The organism is Leisingera caerulea DSM 24564 (assembly GCF_000473325.1).
Lineage (GTDB): Bacteria > Pseudomonadota > Alphaproteobacteria > Rhodobacterales > Rhodobacteraceae > Leisingera > Leisingera caerulea.
Window position 1 is genome coordinate 362,243 of sequence record NZ_AXBI01000020.1, and the last position, 16,094, is coordinate 378,336.

Below are 16,094 nucleotides of genomic sequence, written 5' to 3' on the forward strand. Positions count from 1 at the left end.
CCAGCTGCAGAAGATGCAGGCCCTTGGAGCAATCACGCACCCTTTCTCTCGTCAGTCTTATACAGATAGTTGCAAATTTTTTCTGTAGCACGGAGAGGAAGTTTGCCGCCAAATACGCGTTCTCCGTCGCTCACAGTAATTCGTTTGGAACTTGTTAGACAGCGAATGTGAATCGAAACCTGCGCCTGAGGCAGATGTAACGTTACCGGATGTGCAGCATACATGTTTTCTGCTGGATATACGGAGCCAATAATTGCTGAAAGCTCATCATCTTGCGCAGCGTCTATCTGCTCTGCAACTTGAGCAGATGTCAGAAATGCGGAATCCAATCCCCTTGGAAAGGCGGCCTTTTGATACTCGCGGCAGATAAAGTCCGCCTCATCCGGATGCGCGGGCTCTTTCTCGTCAAACAAAAAGCCTTCAGAGATGACGTATGCCTTACTATGAAGCAGCTCTCCGCCTTCTCGGAGCACGTAGTGACATGAAGCCTTTCGTCGGCTGATTGAACTGAAGACAGCCCCCTCGACAATGACCGTCAGTTTATCGTGATCAAGCTCGATATTGTCGATCGAAACTGATTCAAGACCGTCCATTTTGCCGTTGTTATAGTGGACCTCTGAGCTGGCTGACACGAGGTTCTCACCAGCTGAGGCAAGGGAGGTGGTAGAAATGAATGCTGCCACAAGGGCGGATGCGAGTTTGATATCGATCATATTGCTTTTCCTGAATTTCGTTGGCGGTTTATGAGTAAGTTCTTGGTCTTGTTCACATGACCGGCGAGATATCTGCCTTGAGAGCCCTCACCCGCTCGACCATGCCCTCCAGCTCGGCTTGCTCTGCCGCACGCAGCTCTGAACGGCCCGGGTATGTGTCGCCCGCTTCCGGCTCGTCCGCGTAGCTGCCCCACCAGGGCACGCTCACCACATGCGGCTCATCCTCATCTGAAATCCAGAACTCGCCTTCCGCAGGCAGATGCTCCCGCAGGCTCATCGGCTCTGTGCCTGGACGATCAGTGAAGCTGTCCGCAACCCGGCGCAAAATCGGGGAAGCCGCTGTCGTCTGCGGGCCCTCCCGGGAGCTGCCGTCCACGTTGTCTCTGCCACTGAACCAGACACCCCCGTCAACCTCGAACAGGACGCCGAAATGCCAGCTCGCTTTGATCTTGCCACTGGCGGCCTTGAGGCCGGTGCGATTTCCAGCTTCATCTTCCAGCACGACATGCACGGTTTTGTCGAGCTGCATGCCGTCGATACCGCAGATCGTTGTGTCCGAGCCATAGACGGCCATGTCCGGATTGCAGGTGAAATGGACCTTCGAGAGCTGGTGCGTCTGGCCGGTCACCTCGTCGACATAGCCGCCCCTGTGATCAACCTGACCGTCACCCATGACCATTGCGGCAACGCGTTCATTCTGATCATCAGTCAGTTCCAACTCGGTCTCGACCTCGAAGGTCATCTTCCGCAACGCGCCGGTCATATCTTCACTCTCCGCATGATTTCGGTTTCTCGCATCTTGCAAGGGTCTGGCGAAAACCCATAGCCTGATCAGGCCGCGATACGCGCCTTCGCTCCCAGGCGCAGAGCCTGGGCGATCTGCTTGCCGACCGCGGCGGCAAACAATGGCGGGAAAGCGTTGCCGATCTGGCGGTAGGCCGCGGTCTTGCGGCCTGCAAACTGCCATGCATCCGGGAACCCCTGGATCCGGGCCGCCATGCGCGTGGTCAGACGCGGCATGCCATCAAAGCCCGGTCCCGGCGCCTGATCCCAGATGCCCCGGCCATCGACACCCAGCTCCGCCCAGGCCCGCTTTGCCCGCGTCGGCCCGAGATCCGGGCCGCCATGCTTCTTGCTGCCGCCAACGAGTGTCGGCGCAATGCCTGCCGCCTGGTCGCGCCAGGCGGCCGCGCCTTCCCATCCGTTGTCCGACATCAGATCATACAGCAGCTCGCCGACCGTTGCCGGCGGTGTGTCGGACCGGTCCGGCCACGAAAAGTGATCCCAATACGAGGCCTGAAGCGCAACGCAGACCACGCGCGGCCGCAGCTGAGAAACGCCAAAGTCTGACGCATTGAACAGCTTCCAGCCGCAGCTGTACCCGAGACTTGTAAGTTCGGCTTCAATGCTTTCACGATAGGCCGCAAAAACCGGATCCAGCAGCCCGCGGACATTTTCGATCATCACCGCCTTCGGCCTGACCTCATTGACGATGCGCAGGGCTTCCGGGAACAGATCCCGTTCATCCTGACTGCCCAGCTGCTGGCCAGCCTTCGAAAACGGCGGGCACGGAACACCGCCAGCGACGAGGTCCGCTCCCGCGTAGGGCCGCGCATCAAATCCGCGCACGTCCATCTCGACCACGTTCCAGCCGGGTCGATTAAGGCGCAGCGTCTCACACGCAGGCGGTTCAATCTCGACCAAAGCCTCGTGGCCGAAACCGGCCATCTCCAGACCCAGAGCCTGACCCCCTGCCCCGGCACAGATTTCCACAGCTGTCAGCATTTCGTCGTCCAATCCGTTCTTGCATATTCCGTTGCGGCATCATCCAAACCGCTCTGATGAGAAGCGGCAGCGGAAGCCATTACATCCTTTTTCGCAGATTATTGCGCCAGCAGCGCAGCCGCAACAGAGCACAGGGCAGAAATCTGATTTTCGCACCCTTATCGGCGCGGCTTTACAGAGAAGTCGTTCAGCAGTGTAATAAAGGCGTCCCGCTCCAGCTTCGCCGGCGTCTTGCCGTGCTTTCCGCTTTCTTTGCGAAGCTGATCGAGCTTGTTGAGTACCCGGTAAGGATCGTGCTCTTGCAGAAACTGAACCAGGTCCAGTTCAAGGAACAGCTCATTTGCCGCCAACGCGGACAGCCAGGGCCGCAGAATGACAGCCGAGTAGAGAGGCACGCGGCCGGTCTCATCGTATGACCGCAGAGCCTTCAGCCCGGCGGTGACGACATTCCCCTGCCCTTGTTCAACCAGCTTGCGGATGAGGGCGATCGCATAGATTTCGCCCGCCTTCTTGTTGTCGGTCGACGAGTTGGCCGTCATCAGGCGGCAGCCGGACTCCGAGACAGCATCCCGGCAGCGGACCGCCCAGTCATCTCCGGCGGCAAGTGCTGCCTTGAAGATGTGAAAGGTGGAGATCCGTGTTACCTGGTCATTCACCCAGGAGAATGAGCGCGCCTGCTCTTGGTAATCCATCTGGACGATCATGGTGGGAACAGCCGGATAACCGCACATCTTGGCCGCATGCACACGGTGCTGCCCGTCAACCACCGCATAGCCACCACCAGCCGCCCGGGAGACCAGGATCGGAGAAAACCGGCTCCATCGGAATGCTGACGCAATCTTACGGATGCGCGCCCAGTTCGACTTGCCCAAGGGGCGCTGGTATCGGTCATCGATCAGCAAGCTATCGATTGCGACCCATGCCAGTTCCGGGTTCGGCTGTTCTTCCGGAACAACTGTCTCTTCGTTGCCGATACAAATCTTGCGCATGACGCTCTCCTTTACAGGAGGCAGAGTACCCGCCCGGAGGCGGATACCTATTCTGTTTTTCGCATTATCCACAATTGCCTGATTACGCAGGCCGTGGCTCCGCTTCCGCCTCATGTGCGTTTGACAAAGCCTCCCGGCAGATCCGAATGGCGACCCTCGCCGCACCAGAACAGTTTGCCGCCTTTCCCGTCATCTCGATTTCGGCCTGAATCCTCTTCCCGGAGCCTGGCCGCAGCGCAGCTGCCTGGGCGACAACCGTTCTCCCTTCGGCCAACGCCAGGACGGCCGTCTGTAACTGGTCCGGCTGATCCATTTTCAGGTCTGCACGCAGCAGCTCCTCCGCGACGGCCGCATCAACCCGGTCTGCAGCAATCACCAGTTTGCCGCAGGTCTCGCGGCTGTTGGCCTTGGACAGCCCTTCATCAAGGTCATGCCGCGGCACAATCGCGGCGATGGAGGTCTGGGAGAAATGCGCCTGACGCTTTTTGCTGATGGCCTCCATGATTCTGCCAGCATCGAGATTGACGGTGACCGGCACCGCCGGAACATGGCCGCGGCGACGCATGCGGTCGGCGAACTGGACGGGGTCTGCACCTCTTTCGAGACCGGACAAAGCCATCCTCTGGTAAGGCCAGAGCTCAGGATCCGCCCCATCATCAATCCGCTTCTGCACCGCTTGCAGGGTGCGGAGCTGATGCGGATACAGGAATGCACCATCCGCACGGGCTTTGCACTGCCATGCAAGCGCGCGGAATTGCGGCAGCCTCAAGCCGTCATCAATGACAACCGTGGTGCCTTTCGGGGCACGCCAGCCGATCGCAGACGTGTGAGCATTCGCAACCACATCGCGCCCGTCCTTCAGCGCCTGGATGGCGCCCGGGATATGGCTGGAGGTTTCGAGCATGAACGGGGGCTGCTGATTGCCATCGCTCAGCTGGGCCTCCCAGTCTTTCATGGCTTTCACAGTCTCGCAAAAAATCAGATTGGGCATACCTTCAACCTTTCTCGTCATCAGAAGCTTGGAACCAGGCGCTCTTCAGCGCTGTCGTCCCGCCAATTCTCGATCTCGAGGCCGATAGTGTCGGGACTGGGGCTCTCGTTGCAGCCGCACCAGGCCTCGAAAATTGCATCACCGGCCGTCTCGGGGACGTAATCATCGTCAAATCCGCACTGCCGCGCAGCCAGGGAGATCCGCTGATTGAACAGCCGGGCGTCGGTGATCTCCGCCGTGATCGAAATCTTCAGCTTGCGCTTGGTGACCTCAACCTGGACGTCCTCCATCCGGGCGCCGAACTCCTCAGCTGAGAACGGTTCGAGCAAGAACATCTTGAGCTGGGGCGTAGCGGTTTCAGCGTCGAAATCCTTCGGCAGGCCGAAGTGCTCAAGGAACTCCGCGCGGTCAGTGATCCTGATTTTGATTTCGCAGCTGTGACGGCCCGCCTCGAAGTTTGGCGGCGCAACCGGCGGCGTCATGGAATGAGCAGAAAAGATGTTTTCCACCTGGAGAATTTCGCAGGGCCGTTCGTCCGCAGCGATTGCTGCCTCAATGCCCTTGCGGGCTTTGCCATAGAGCGCGATGGATCCATCCTCATAGACCCTCGCGCGCATGATGGCGATGTCCTGCCCATATCGTTTCGGGTCATCCCTCAATGTCGTGACCAGGTCCTTATCCTCCCGCATTTCGTCGATCAGAAGGCTCAGGTCGGTCGAGGCGGTGTACTCCTCCAGCCAGTCTTCAGGGCTGAACGCATCGGAAATCCCCAGCGAGAGACTATCCTGAGGCGGCCAGTACGTGCGGCTTGCCTGCCCGGCTCCCTGAGCCAGCTTCATCAGCACAAAGCCATCGGCATATTTCATGAGAATGCTCCCCAAGATGATCTATCAGCGCCGGCCGATGTTACTTGGGATTTGCGAAAACATGGCACTGCATTTTTCTTGATTAATATTTTTTTTCGCATATTCTCACACCATCAAGGTGATTATTCCATAGGGGCATGCCCCGCCAACCTCAGTCAAAGAGGGATCGCCTTGAACAAGCTGTCGCCTATCCGAACGAACAAGACCGTCATTCTGGAGCCGGTCAAGGAATTCACCAAGCTCTTCCGAACCACGGCCCGGTATCACCACAGGCATGAGGTGTTCCGCGATTTCATTTTCTGTGCCGCCTGCGCCCTGTACAATGGCGTGCCGCCAAAGGCGCAAGACCGTGAGCAGGAATACCTGGACACCATCAACCGATACGCCGCAGACGACCGGGCCGCTTTTCAGAGGCTCTTTGCCCTGCTCGTTGAAGCGCTGGAGCCTGAGCCGCGCGATGTCCTGGGGTCGATCTTCATGTCCCTGGAGCTTGGCGATGCCTGGAAAGGCCAATTCTTCACCCCTTCAGAGGTCTCCCGGATGATGGCTGAAATGCTCATCGGGGATCTTGATGAAAAGCTCAGCCGGGGAGATCCGGTTTCTGTCTCCGAACCGGCCTGCGGCGCCGGCGGCATGGTGCTGGCGGTGGCAGACGCAATTCTGCGCCGTGGCTACAATCCCGCCAAGGTGATGAGCGCCCATGCCATCGACGTCGACCGCACCGCGGCCCTGATGACCTATATCCAGTTGTCGCTCTGGAACATCCCGGCCACCGTAGTGGTCGGGAACGCCCTGACACTTGAAGAGCGCGAGATCTGGAAGACACCCGCTCTGCGCAACCCTGTGCTGCGGCTCTAAGGGCCGCGGTCAGGCAAAAATATGAATGGGGCATCCAACCCTGATGACCCGGAACAGCTCATCCATGTCCCGGTTGGACACTGCGATGCATCCACGCGTCCAATCATGGGCGTAGGTGCCCTGCCGGCCATTGGGCTGACCATGAACGAAGATGTCCCCTCCCGGCGAGCGGCCGCGGGAGGCCGCGTATCCCCGATCCTCCCTGTTGGGGTAACTGACACCCAGGGACAGATGGAATTTGGAATGCGGATTTTTCCTGTTGATGGTGTAGCCGCCCTCAGGAGTCTTGTTGTCCCCCTGAAAACGCTTGTGCCCGTGCGGCGAGCGGCCAAGCTGGACACGGTAGCTTTTCAGGATCTTTTGATCCCTGCCGATCAGATCCAGAGACCGGATGGCCTTACGGACTTGGATATAAGCCACGTCGCCCTGGTAGATCGGTTTTGATCCTGCGGAAGCAGCCATCGGGCACAGCGCGGTCACGAGCGCGGCGCCGCCGCCCATGACGAATTTACGGCGAGAGAGACCTGTCATAAATTACCTCTGTTTCATTTTTTCGCAGGATACGAGAACGCCGGCCATCACTCGATGACCGGCGTTTGCTTATCCACATCTCTGTCCGGAAGGTTCGGACCTGCGTTTGCGGAACGCCCTCGCCTAAAGCGCTGGCTGGCAATCCGCCTCCGGGTCACCCGCATCGGCCCGAACCGGCATGAAGCCAAGAGCCGCCAGATGATCGGTAAATCTCTCCGGCATCTCCAGGGCGTTTGCCCGTGCCATCTCACGGCAGGCCGACCTCAGGGTCTTGTCCGCCTCAATCACGGGATTGACGCGGGTATCCGAAACCAGACCGGGATCCAGGATCTGCAGGAGTTCGGCCATCGGGTTTTTAGGCAGCTCCTCCGGATCAAACCCTTCAATCGGCACCAGACGGAAACACCTGCCGAGCACTGCCTCTCTGGCCAGGCGCGCGTTGTCAGGGGTCGCCGGCCGGAAGCCAAGCTCTCGCAGCTGCAGCCCCTCTTCGAGTGAGAAGTCGAAACCTGTGCCATGGGAAAGACGATCAGCCGCAGCTTCGCGGATCCGTTGCACCTCTGATCCGATGCCGCTTGCCGGATCAATCGCCTCGTTCCAGCGCCGCAGCAGATCAAGGGATGCGGCCCCGTCGTCCGGACGATGCACCGGCATGAATGCCAGGGCCGCCAGGTGAAGCTCCTTGCGTGCGGCTCGGGCCTCGCTCTGGCTCCCGATCTCGTAGCCGTAGGCTTCAGCTTTATTGCGGAAATGCGATTGCCCCTGGCCGGGCGCAAAAAACGCATCGTACGCAGCATTGCTTACGAGATCATGGAGAGCATCGCCGCGCTCACTGCCGGGCGTCAGATCAGCATTCCACTGTTCGAGGAACTTGCGGGCCTGCCCCGAAGCCAGGGCCTCACTGACCCTGCTTTGGAACGGCACCAGCGCTTTTGGATCAGCCGGCTCGGGGCGCAGCCCTTCCCCTGAATTCCAGGCCAGGATTTCGGTTCCGGCGCGGTCACCGTCACGAACATGGAAATAGTGCTCCCTGCCATCAATGACGATTGAGCCTTCGGCCTCCCTATTCAGAACGTTCAGTTCTTCCATGCCGATAATGACAGCCCCGTCATATCTGCCCTCTTCGCTCCAGATTGCCTCAACAACCCGCTGCAGGACGTCTTCCTGCTGATCCTCCGGAACGTCTTTGCCGAAGTCGCCGAAGAACCCGCTTTCAACCAGGTTGTCTTTCATCAGATCAGGGCCTCCTGGTGCGCTTCGAAGTCCTTCAGTTTGATCTGGAGAGACTTCTTCCCGCGCCACTCATTGATTTCCAGCTCGCCCAGAAGGTTCACGAAGCCCCCTTCCGCCTTGCGCATCCGGTCCTCTTTTTCGGTGCCGATCGCATTCCACTTGAGCGCTGTGATCGTGCGGTCGCCATCACTGAGCATGACCTTCAGGTGCTTGCCTTTCACGTCGGTGATGGCGTCTACGCGCACGCCGGTGACCAGGCTCATCCGCCGCGTGCCCTGGTTTATCTCGACCTCCTCCATGTCGACGGCTGCCAGGGCCACGATGTCATCCGCGTCCGCTGCGAGACCTGCCTCGCTGCTCTGAGGCTCTTCGAGCACATCCAGCGCAGGGCGGATATCCTCGATCATCAGCTGCGGGCTGCGGTTTCCATTGAACTCATTGATTTCAGCGGTGCAAAGGACATCCACCGTCCTTTTGAGGTGGGCCTCGATAGTGTCGGCCAGAGGCGTTCCGGCAACGCCCCAGATGAGGCCATCCACGCGGACCGGCCCGGACTTGAATGTCAGCTTGAAATGTTTTTCCTTCAGAAGCCGGATGCCTTCAAGCACTACGGATTTCACGATCAGGTTCGGGACCTCATTGCCGTTCCCGAAGGGGCGCATCTGGCCCAGGCTTTCGATTGCGGCAACCGAAAGCTCCTTGAGCTGAACCTCAAGATCGGCCCGCGACCGCACACCTTCACGGAAATACTCCGTTTTTCGGATCTGCGCATCCGCAAAGGCGACAAAGCCATCGATCTGGTCGTCGCGCAGATTGAGCCCGCCCGCCATGCCATGGCCGCCGCCGCCGAGGATCACGCCTTCCGCTGCAGCATCCTGAATGATGTGGCCAATGTTGACGTCAGCAAGCGAGCGCGCAGATCCCTTCAGATTCCCCTGATGATCGCGGGTCACAACGATGGCGGGTGCGTCCTTGGCCTCTTTGGCCTTGCCCGCCGAAATACCGACCACGCCTTCATGGGCGTCTTCGACAACCGCAAATGCCAGGCGGCGGTCACGGCCTGGAAGCATGCCTTCCAGCTGCTGAAGCGCTGCCTCAGTGACGGCATCCGAAAGCTCCTTGCGCTCCACGTTGATGGCATGAAGCGCCTGAGCACGTTCCTCGATCTCGCCTGGGTCTTCTGCGATCAGCAGGCGCGCCCCGGAATCTGAGGCCCCTACCCTGCCGCCCGCGTTGATCCGCGGGCCCAGCACCCAGCCGCAGGATCTTTCGTCAATCGGTTCATCATCCTTGATGCCTGCCGCCCGCGCGAGGGCGGCGATGCCCGGGTGGCGCCGGGCAGACAGAAGCTTGACACCAGCCATCACAAAAGCCCGGTTCAGCCCATAGAGTTTCATGACATCGCAAATCGTTGCCAGGGCCACCAAGTCGAGCAGGTTCATCAGCTCAGGGCGTTCCTGCGGACGCCCGTCTTTGCCATCGAAATAGCCCGCCTCCCGCAATTCACGGACAACCGCCACGAAGAAGCAGAAGGTGACACCCGCAGCGCAGAGATGGCCAAGGCCGGAGGTATCGTCCAACCGGTTGGGGTTGATGATGGCATATCCCTCCGGCAGCTTGCCGGACTGGTCGGCGTTGTGGTGATCAATGACCACCATTTCGATCCCGGCGGCCGCGGCTGCTTTCAGCGGCTCAAAGGCGACGATGCCCGCGTCGAGGCAGCAGATCAGATCGCAGCCCTCATCCTTCTGCATTTCCAGAAGGCCTTTGGCATTCGGACCATACCCTTCTTTGATGCGGTCAGGAATTCGCAAAACCGCATCCCTATGGCCGCAGAGGCGCAGCGCCTCGATGAAGAGACCGGCACTGGCGGCACCATCGACGTCATAGTCCGACCAGACACCGATCCTCTGTTTGTCCCGGATTGCCTGGGCGACCCGTTTGGCCCCCTTCTCCATGTCCTGCATGGCAAACGGATCCGGCATGGTGTCCTTGATCAGCGTTTTGACATAGTCCGGGAATTCCCCCGCATCCATGCCGCGCACCGCCAGGATCTTTGCAAGAAGCGGGTTTGCCCCTGCATTCTTCAATGTCACCGTCTTCGCTGCCGGAACTTCGGGCAATTCCCATACCCGGCCTTTGAACGACGATATCTGCTCTGCAGTCTCAGCTGGGGGCTCATCCTGACCCGCCTGGGTCTCAGCGACATTTGCCATCAGGGCCTCATAAATTTGCGAAATAGCTTTCCGCACAATCCCGCATCCGGCGGGGTCAGTAAAGGGATATTGTTATTTTTTCGCATATTCTGTTGCCATCATTTAGTTTTTCGCCAATATATAGACGACCCGCCCCGCGATTGGAAAACAAGAAGACAGGATGCAATGCCATGGATGGTGGGAACATCAATTACGAACATGCTGAGCGGCAGGTGAATGACCGCTGCATCGAACTGGTTGATGGCAACCTGTTCGATCCGCTGGCGCCGGATCCGTCCCTGATGACGCTCGAAGTCATCGCGGCCGCCCTGGCCAATAACACCCGGTTTGCAGGTCAAGCAAAGAGCTTCTACTCGATCGCACAGCATTCGGTTCTCGTGGGCGCTCTTTCCCCGCAGGACATGGCTGCGCAGCGCTGCGCGCTCCTGCATGACGCGGATGAGTGTTTTGGCCTCCCGGATCTTCCGACGCCGGTGAAGCCGCATATGCCTGATTACGTGGCTGCTCAAAAGAGGATCGGCGCGGCTGTGGATGGCAGGTATGGCATCTCAGAGGATGATCATAAGAGGACCAAGCCCGCTGACAGGCAGGCTCTCTTGATCGAAAAGCACGCACTGAAAAACCCGCGGAATGCCGGCTACTGGAATATCTGGTCAGCAGGGGTCGAAATGCCGTCATGGGTCCGCATTGACCCGTTGCCGCCAGAGGCGTCCATGGAGCTGATCCTGTCAGCAATGGATCGTGTCTTCGAAATGGATCTGCCGATTTCAGCCGAATGGCTCAGCTCTCTGGATGGCTTCGATGTTGATCCAGAATTCGAGCCAACGCCGATGGCTTAGGTGCGCCGGGGCTCCAGGAAGACAAGAAAGGGCGGCTGAGCCGCCCTTCTGTTTTTTACTCCACGCCGCCGGCGCGCTTGTAGGCGTCCAGAAGGAACTCCTTCTCATCGCGCTTGTCCTTGTCCTCGCGCTTCATCTTGACGACTTTCTCGACCAGCGCGGCATCCAGACCGGCGCCCTTGCACTCGGCCTTCCATTCCTTTTTGCGGCCCGCCAGCTCTTCCGCCTCATCCAGAAGGCCCGCACAGCGATCCATATGGGAGCGGATCAGTTCTTCGGAAACGTTGGGGTCGCTCATATCAATCTCCTGTTCTTCTGAGCTCGGCAGCAATCGCCTTCGGTGTTGAGTGCCACCAGGCATGTGCGCAATGTCCGCTTCAGCCTGGCAGCGCCTCAAGCGAGGCTGCATCATATTTTCGCATAATAGCCAGCGCCTCAGGCGAACGGCAGCGGCTTCTGAGCGTTATCCACATTCCTCGCGCGCAGCGCCTGGACCCGCTCCACTTTGGCCATATCCCCGCGCAGACGGGCGACATGCTCGACAGGCCCGTACCGGTCCGTCTGAACCGCGCCGGCCGCGAGTGCCCGGGCCTTCATGGTCAGGGAAACATCGAAATGCACCCAGCTTGCCTTGGGCGGCTGCTGCAGCCATTTCCTGCTCATTCCAATCTCGTCTGCCATCGCCAACAGCTCATCCAAGCTGTCCGCCCACATGTGGCACATGATCATGCCGCGGTATGGGTGGCGCGCTGTATCAACATAGACCGCCATGATCAGCGCCCTCCCCTTCCGGCAGCTCGTCAAACACCGAAAACTCTTCGATGTACTCTTCAAAGAGGCAGTTCCCCGACAAACGCAGCGTGACGCCGCTCGGCAGCTCAGCCTGCAGGGCTGTGAGGACGCTGCTTGCGCAGCCGGAGCTTCCATCACGGGTCGCCCAGGCGCCGGAGACAATCACCTCCTGAGCGTCCAGCAACTTCCCGGCCGCGGCCAAGGCGGCAGCCTCCTGGTCGGCGTGCTGGAGCCCGAATCCGCCGGCCCGCCCTTCCCAGCCGGGATATGGCGCCTCCCCGCTATCGCACCCCCAAACCCGCGCCGCGAGCATGCTGCGGGCCGCCGCGGTTTCCAGCTTCGCGGCTATTGCGCGTGTGAGGCCGGAAGGGACCCGCTCGGAGAATGCACCATCGATCACAATCAGGCCGTCAGCCGCCTCGATATCCTCGAAGATCCCTCCGATCACCTCGGCAAGCTTCCAGTCCGCGACCTCGGCGCTGCCGGACACAAAGACCGATCCCGGATGGACCAGCACCAGGACTTTCATGGCTCCATTTCCGGTTCATAGTCTGAGTGGCAGTGGTCCGGCTCGATTTCGTCCACCAGGCTGGCATCTTCCATGATGGGCTCCAAGGCCCGCTCGCGATCCAGCTCGGCCTGCAGGTATTCAGTGAAGGGCGCCCAGGCATGGCGGCAGAAAGCGCGGAACTTGGGGTTCTCGCTGAACTGAACGGGATTCCCGCAATCCTTCAGAAACGCATGTGTCATTGCGTAATGGACCAGCGAGCTCACCTGCTGATCCTCGGGCTCATCAGGCTTGTACTGGTAGTGCTCACGAAGGGTCATGCGGATTTCATTGGCAACGGCGACACTGATCTCGCCCTCCGCCCGCATCTCATTGACCGAACCGCGGACCACACTGAGCGTTTTACGGAAATCCGTCTTCCGCGTGTTGAAGCCGAACAGCTTCGAGCCGATGTAATCGCTTCCGATATCCGCCAGCCACTCCCGCCAGTCGGACTCTCCGCAGTTCGGAAAATGCGCGGTGCCTTTGCCCCAGGGTGTCATGACGGAAAGCTCGATTGCGGTGTTTTCTGCGCCCAGGTGATCCACCCAGGACTTATGCTTCACAATAAAGCTGGACCGGCGGATGCGGTGCTCAAATACTTCGAAACCGCTTTCCTCAACACTATTTTTCGCAGTCCTTGGTGCCACTGTTTGACCCTCAATACTTCACATTGCTGCTGCGGAATTCCGAGATCTTAGGCTGGCTCCGCGAACGGGAAATGCAGCCCTGGCACGGGCTGCACTGGCGACTTTCTTTTTCGCAATTACACCGCGAAGGAGATCTCTTCCTCGACCTCGTTGAGCCAGCGCTCTTCGCGCTCCGAGCGGATCGCGTTGAGCTCCCAGGCCACATCATAGGACCGGCAGCTGCGGCTGAGGTCTTTGTCCAGCACACGCACGGTCGTCCAGAGATTGAGAAGGTCTTCGGTTGCGAGGTTTTTGAGCTTCGTGTTCAGCTCCCGGAAGCTGCCGAAGCTCATATCCTGCCCGCCAAAGGCGGACAGCATCAGGTACCGGTCATCCGGACCGCCGAACTTCAGATCGCAAGCGGCGCTTTCACCGAGATCGAGCACGTTAAAACCGTCGCTCGTATAGGGCGCCATCGCCCGCTGCACCGCATCCGACAGGATTTCGGGCTCATCACGCATTGCGCGCCGCCAGCGCGTATCGAGCTGCGCGCTGAGATCCTGGCCGCCATCGATATGACCGCTGCTGTCCCATTTGAAGTCCATCCCGATATCCCAGGACAGCATGCGGCCTGCATCTGCTTCCTGGGACTGGCGGATCATCAGATCCTTGATCATGCCGTCGCGGCTGACCTTTGGCAGGTTGTATTCGCCGGTCTCATGAAGCGTTTTCACAAATTCGCTGCGCTCGTCGACCTCTTCCATGTGCCGCAGGCCCAATTGAACCTGATTGCCGATCGACCCGCAGTCCGGCTGGGAAGCAGCCTGATCCAGATCGGGCGAACCGGCGCGATAGGTCTTCTGGGAGCGGCAGAAACTGACGAAGGACTGCCAGTCCATTTCGCGGATCTCAGCAAGCAGCTTGCGCTGTTCACGCGACGCGCCTTTCAGGCCCGATGCCTGCTGCAGGCATGAATCTGCCACAATGCGCCAGTTATCATTGTCGATGACCGCGATGCCATTGCGTCCCAGGTCCAGGTTTTCCTGCTCATTTGCCTTGTATCCCAAGGCGATCAGAACAGTGAACGACCGCGGAACCTCCCCTTCCCCTTCAAAGAACAGATGGTGCTTAAGCCCGCCCTCATGCAGGAACTGGCCTGTCCGCTGAATATCGCGGTAGCGAAGGGAGGGCGGCAGCGCCCCTGCTTCACGGGATTGATCAAGGGATGCGGGGGTGTGGGCGTTCATGTTGCTCTCCAATCTCTTGCACTTGCCTGCGCCTGCTGACCAGCAAGCTATGACACCAGGCTGAAAATGAGTCGTCATTTTTTCGCATTTCTGATTTCCGCATTGCACTGAAAGGCACCTCAGGGTCAAGCGGCTATTTTGCGAAATTCTTTATTTTTTCACTCTTGCGCCTCTCGTGAGAATATGCGAATTTCCTTCCTGTCAGCATGCTGACTATGAGCATAAACGCGCTCGGAATAGACGTTCAGGACTGGGGGGCGGTACCCCACAGCTCCACCATATCCAGACCAGTGAGGTCGGCCGCGGGAAAACAGTAGGACACCCCAAGCCGTAAAGGAGCCTCAAGCCGAAGCAAGGGGGTCTGGATTTGATGGGGCTGAAACAGGATCGACTGGCGTTCAAAGGGGTAAGCTTTGCTTCGGTGAGGAACCACCGTTATCGGTCCAACGAGTACAACTGCAAACGCAAACCGTGCTCCCGCACTCGCCCTGGCTGCCTGAGGCAGCCGGCGCAAGCGGAACCTAAGCCCTGACGGATAGCACCGTCAGGCGGGGCCTCAGGGAGCCTGGCAACAGAATCCCTGGATACTCCCGCGACAATCCTCAACAAGAATATCCAGCCACCGGCTGAACTCCACATTTTGAATACGAAGCACATACCAGAAAACAATGCTCCTCCGGTTTCTTTCCGGACCTTCCATGACCGGACTTTGGCGGTCTTCTCCCCCTCCCCTCTTCCACATCATGAGCCGGACTTCGTGTCTGGCTCCGGATCCGCCTATTGGGACATGGCGCAAGGCGTCATTCGCTGCTCGGATCATTGGGCCGGGCACAACGGCTGCACAGGCCAGGCCTCTTGTGTCTGGAGCTATTCCGGCATCATTGACCAGGGCGCCTGGGCTACGGGATATTGCGCCTATGGCGATTTCCATTCCCGGGTGGCGCTTCCGATCTTCCACGCCATAACCGCTGAAGACACAGCGGCGGCTGATCTGCTCCATTCCGCGGGAGGCGCCCTGCCCTACCCGGATTGGCTTGCCTCTGGGCTCGATGTGCCCCCTTGGGCACAAAGGGTGTTCCCCGGCCCCGCGCTGATCCCGCCTGCGGCTCGCGCATTATTCCGCCAGACCCCTGGGCTGCGGCACGCGGTCAGCGCCGACCCAAACCGGATCGGCCGTATTCGCGAGGGCGCAGCGCGGATCAAAATCGGATCGAGGTTAAGCCTGCCTGAAGATCTTTCAGAGATGTCCACATAGATCCGCCGCCGACGCCCTTTTACCTGCCCGTTACTCTTCTTCGCAGCTCTATATTCAAGACTGATCCGCCCCTTCGGCGGGCGACACTCGTTTGATGAGCTGCCCCATGAAGAAACTTGCAGTCCTGACGCTGAGCCTTTCATCATTGCTTGGCTCCCCTGCCCTCGGGAATTACGGAACCCATGAGGTTTCTGGCAACGTAATGATTGTCGGTAACGACAATGGCGGCCTGGTTTATGACCGGATCCGGGAGGTTAAGCGCCTGATCGCGGACAAGATCGAGATCCGCGTCACCGGGCGGCATTGCTACTCCTCCTGCACCCTCTATCTCCGCAGCCCTTACACTTGTGTCGCCCCTTACACCAAGTTCGGGTTTCATGGCCCTAGCCTGAGCGGCAAACCATTGGAGCCGGAAGCCGCGGACATGTGGCGCCAGGCGATTGCAGCCCACTACCCTGCCCCGCTTGCGAAGTGGTATTTATCCGGCCCCGCCGAACTTCTGGTCAGGCACAGAGTCATCCTCGGCAGGAACCTGGAGGAACATGGGATCAAAATTTGCGACAATCAGAATTAGCCTATCGTTTCGCATGGACCCGGCCAGCC

General features: G+C 59.3%; 18 protein-coding genes and 1 other RNA gene. 5 read left to right on the forward strand and 14 right to left on the reverse strand.

Annotated elements, in window-relative coordinates; all coding sequences use genetic code 11:
- Positions 1-32: 32 nt before the first annotated feature.
- The 6 genes from CAER_RS0105490 to CAER_RS30025 form a co-directional block, all read right to left on the reverse strand.
- The gene (locus CAER_RS0105490; protein ID WP_027234410.1) at positions 33-713 is read right to left on the reverse strand and encodes a hypothetical protein; all 681 of its coding nucleotides are present in this window, start codon (positions 711-713) and stop codon (positions 33-35) included.
- A 52-nt stretch (positions 714-765) separates the two neighbouring features.
- A complete protein-coding gene (locus CAER_RS0105495; RefSeq protein WP_027234411.1) occupies positions 766-1,476 on the reverse strand; it encodes a hypothetical protein in 711 nt (236 codons plus the stop codon).
- Positions 1,477-1,544: 68 nt separating this feature from the next.
- A complete protein-coding gene (locus CAER_RS0105500) occupies positions 1,545-2,510 on the reverse strand; it encodes a DNA cytosine methyltransferase (protein WP_027234412.1) in 966 nt (321 codons plus the stop codon).
- A gap of 146 nt (positions 2,511-2,656) precedes the next feature.
- Entirely contained in the window at positions 2,657-3,487 is an 831-nt protein-coding gene (locus CAER_RS0105505) for a ParB N-terminal domain-containing protein (protein WP_027234413.1), read from the reverse strand.
- An 82-nt stretch (positions 3,488-3,569) separates the two neighbouring features.
- Positions 3,570-4,442, reverse strand: coding sequence for a hypothetical protein (locus CAER_RS0105510; protein ID WP_154667706.1), 873 nt, complete (start codon positions 4,440-4,442; stop codon positions 3,570-3,572).
- A gap of 56 nt (positions 4,443-4,498) precedes the next feature.
- Positions 4,499-5,344, reverse strand: a complete 846-nt coding sequence (locus CAER_RS30025; protein ID WP_027234415.1) for a hypothetical protein — start codon at positions 5,342-5,344, stop codon at positions 4,499-4,501.
- Positions 5,345-5,515: 171 nt separating this feature from the next.
- Between CAER_RS30025 and CAER_RS30030 the strand changes: the two genes are divergently transcribed.
- Positions 5,516-6,202 carry an N-6 DNA methylase gene (locus CAER_RS30030; RefSeq protein ID WP_161631068.1) on the forward strand — a complete coding sequence of 229 codons (687 nt, stop codon included), beginning with the start codon at positions 5,516-5,518 and terminating at the stop codon, positions 6,200-6,202.
- Between the two features lie 9 nt (positions 6,203-6,211).
- Here CAER_RS30030 and CAER_RS0105525 read toward each other — a convergent pair whose 3' ends face one another.
- The 3 genes from CAER_RS0105525 to recJ form a co-directional block, all read right to left on the reverse strand.
- A complete protein-coding gene (locus tag CAER_RS0105525) occupies positions 6,212-6,733 on the reverse strand; it encodes a L,D-transpeptidase family protein (RefSeq protein ID WP_084299447.1) in 522 nt (173 codons plus the stop codon).
- Between the two features lie 123 nt (positions 6,734-6,856).
- Entirely contained in the window at positions 6,857-8,035 is a 1,179-nt protein-coding gene (locus CAER_RS0105530; RefSeq protein WP_154667707.1) for a hypothetical protein, read from the reverse strand.
- Entirely contained in the window at positions 7,966-10,182 is a 2,217-nt protein-coding gene (gene recJ / locus CAER_RS27595; protein WP_051357709.1) for a single-stranded-DNA-specific exonuclease RecJ, read from the reverse strand. Before recJ ends, CAER_RS0105530 begins: the two co-directional genes overlap by 70 nt.
- A 140-nt stretch (positions 10,183-10,322) precedes the next feature.
- Here recJ and CAER_RS28825 point away from each other — a divergent pair, with 140 nt between their 5' ends.
- Positions 10,323-11,021, forward strand: a complete 699-nt coding sequence (locus CAER_RS28825) for an HD domain-containing protein (RefSeq protein ID WP_154667708.1) — start codon at positions 10,323-10,325, stop codon at positions 11,019-11,021.
- Positions 11,022-11,076: 55 nt separating this feature from the next.
- On the opposite strand, the gene CAER_RS0105545 is transcribed toward CAER_RS28825, so the two are convergent.
- From CAER_RS0105545 to CAER_RS0105565, 5 genes are all read right to left on the reverse strand, one after another.
- A complete protein-coding gene (locus CAER_RS0105545) occupies positions 11,077-11,319 on the reverse strand; it encodes a GapR family DNA-binding domain-containing protein (RefSeq protein ID WP_027234418.1) in 243 nt (80 codons plus the stop codon).
- A gap of 137 nt (positions 11,320-11,456) precedes the next feature.
- Positions 11,457-11,792, reverse strand: coding sequence for a DUF4031 domain-containing protein (locus CAER_RS0105550; protein ID WP_027234419.1), 336 nt, complete (start codon positions 11,790-11,792; stop codon positions 11,457-11,459).
- Positions 11,776-12,342 carry a hypothetical protein gene (locus CAER_RS0105555; protein ID WP_027234420.1) on the reverse strand — a complete coding sequence of 189 codons (567 nt, stop codon included), beginning with the start codon at positions 12,340-12,342 and terminating at the stop codon, positions 11,776-11,778. The genes CAER_RS0105550 and CAER_RS0105555 overlap by 17 nt, the downstream gene beginning before the upstream one ends.
- On the reverse strand, positions 12,339-13,010 hold the full coding sequence (locus CAER_RS0105560; protein ID WP_027234421.1) for a hypothetical protein: 672 nt from the start codon (positions 13,008-13,010) through the stop codon (positions 12,339-12,341). The genes CAER_RS0105555 and CAER_RS0105560 overlap by 4 nt, the downstream gene beginning before the upstream one ends.
- Before the next feature lie 116 nt (positions 13,011-13,126).
- Complete coding sequence (locus tag CAER_RS0105565; RefSeq protein ID WP_027234422.1) at positions 13,127-14,236, reverse strand: hypothetical protein; 1,110 nt, start codon at positions 14,234-14,236, stop codon at positions 13,127-13,129.
- Between the two features lie 160 nt (positions 14,237-14,396).
- Between CAER_RS0105565 and ssrA the strand changes: the two genes are divergently transcribed.
- The 3 genes from ssrA to CAER_RS27605 all read left to right on the forward strand — a co-directional run bounded on the left by ssrA (position 14,397) and on the right by CAER_RS27605 (position 16,065).
- Positions 14,397-14,823, forward strand: a transfer-messenger RNA (tmRNA) gene (ssrA, locus tag CAER_RS29190).
- A 170-nt stretch (positions 14,824-14,993) separates the two neighbouring features.
- A complete protein-coding gene (locus CAER_RS0105570) occupies positions 14,994-15,491 on the forward strand; it encodes a hypothetical protein (RefSeq protein ID WP_154667710.1) in 498 nt (165 codons plus the stop codon).
- A 106-nt stretch (positions 15,492-15,597) separates the two neighbouring features.
- Positions 15,598-16,065, forward strand: a complete 468-nt coding sequence (locus CAER_RS27605) for a hypothetical protein (protein WP_051357712.1) — start codon at positions 15,598-15,600, stop codon at positions 16,063-16,065.
- Positions 16,066-16,094: the final 29 nt, after the last annotated feature.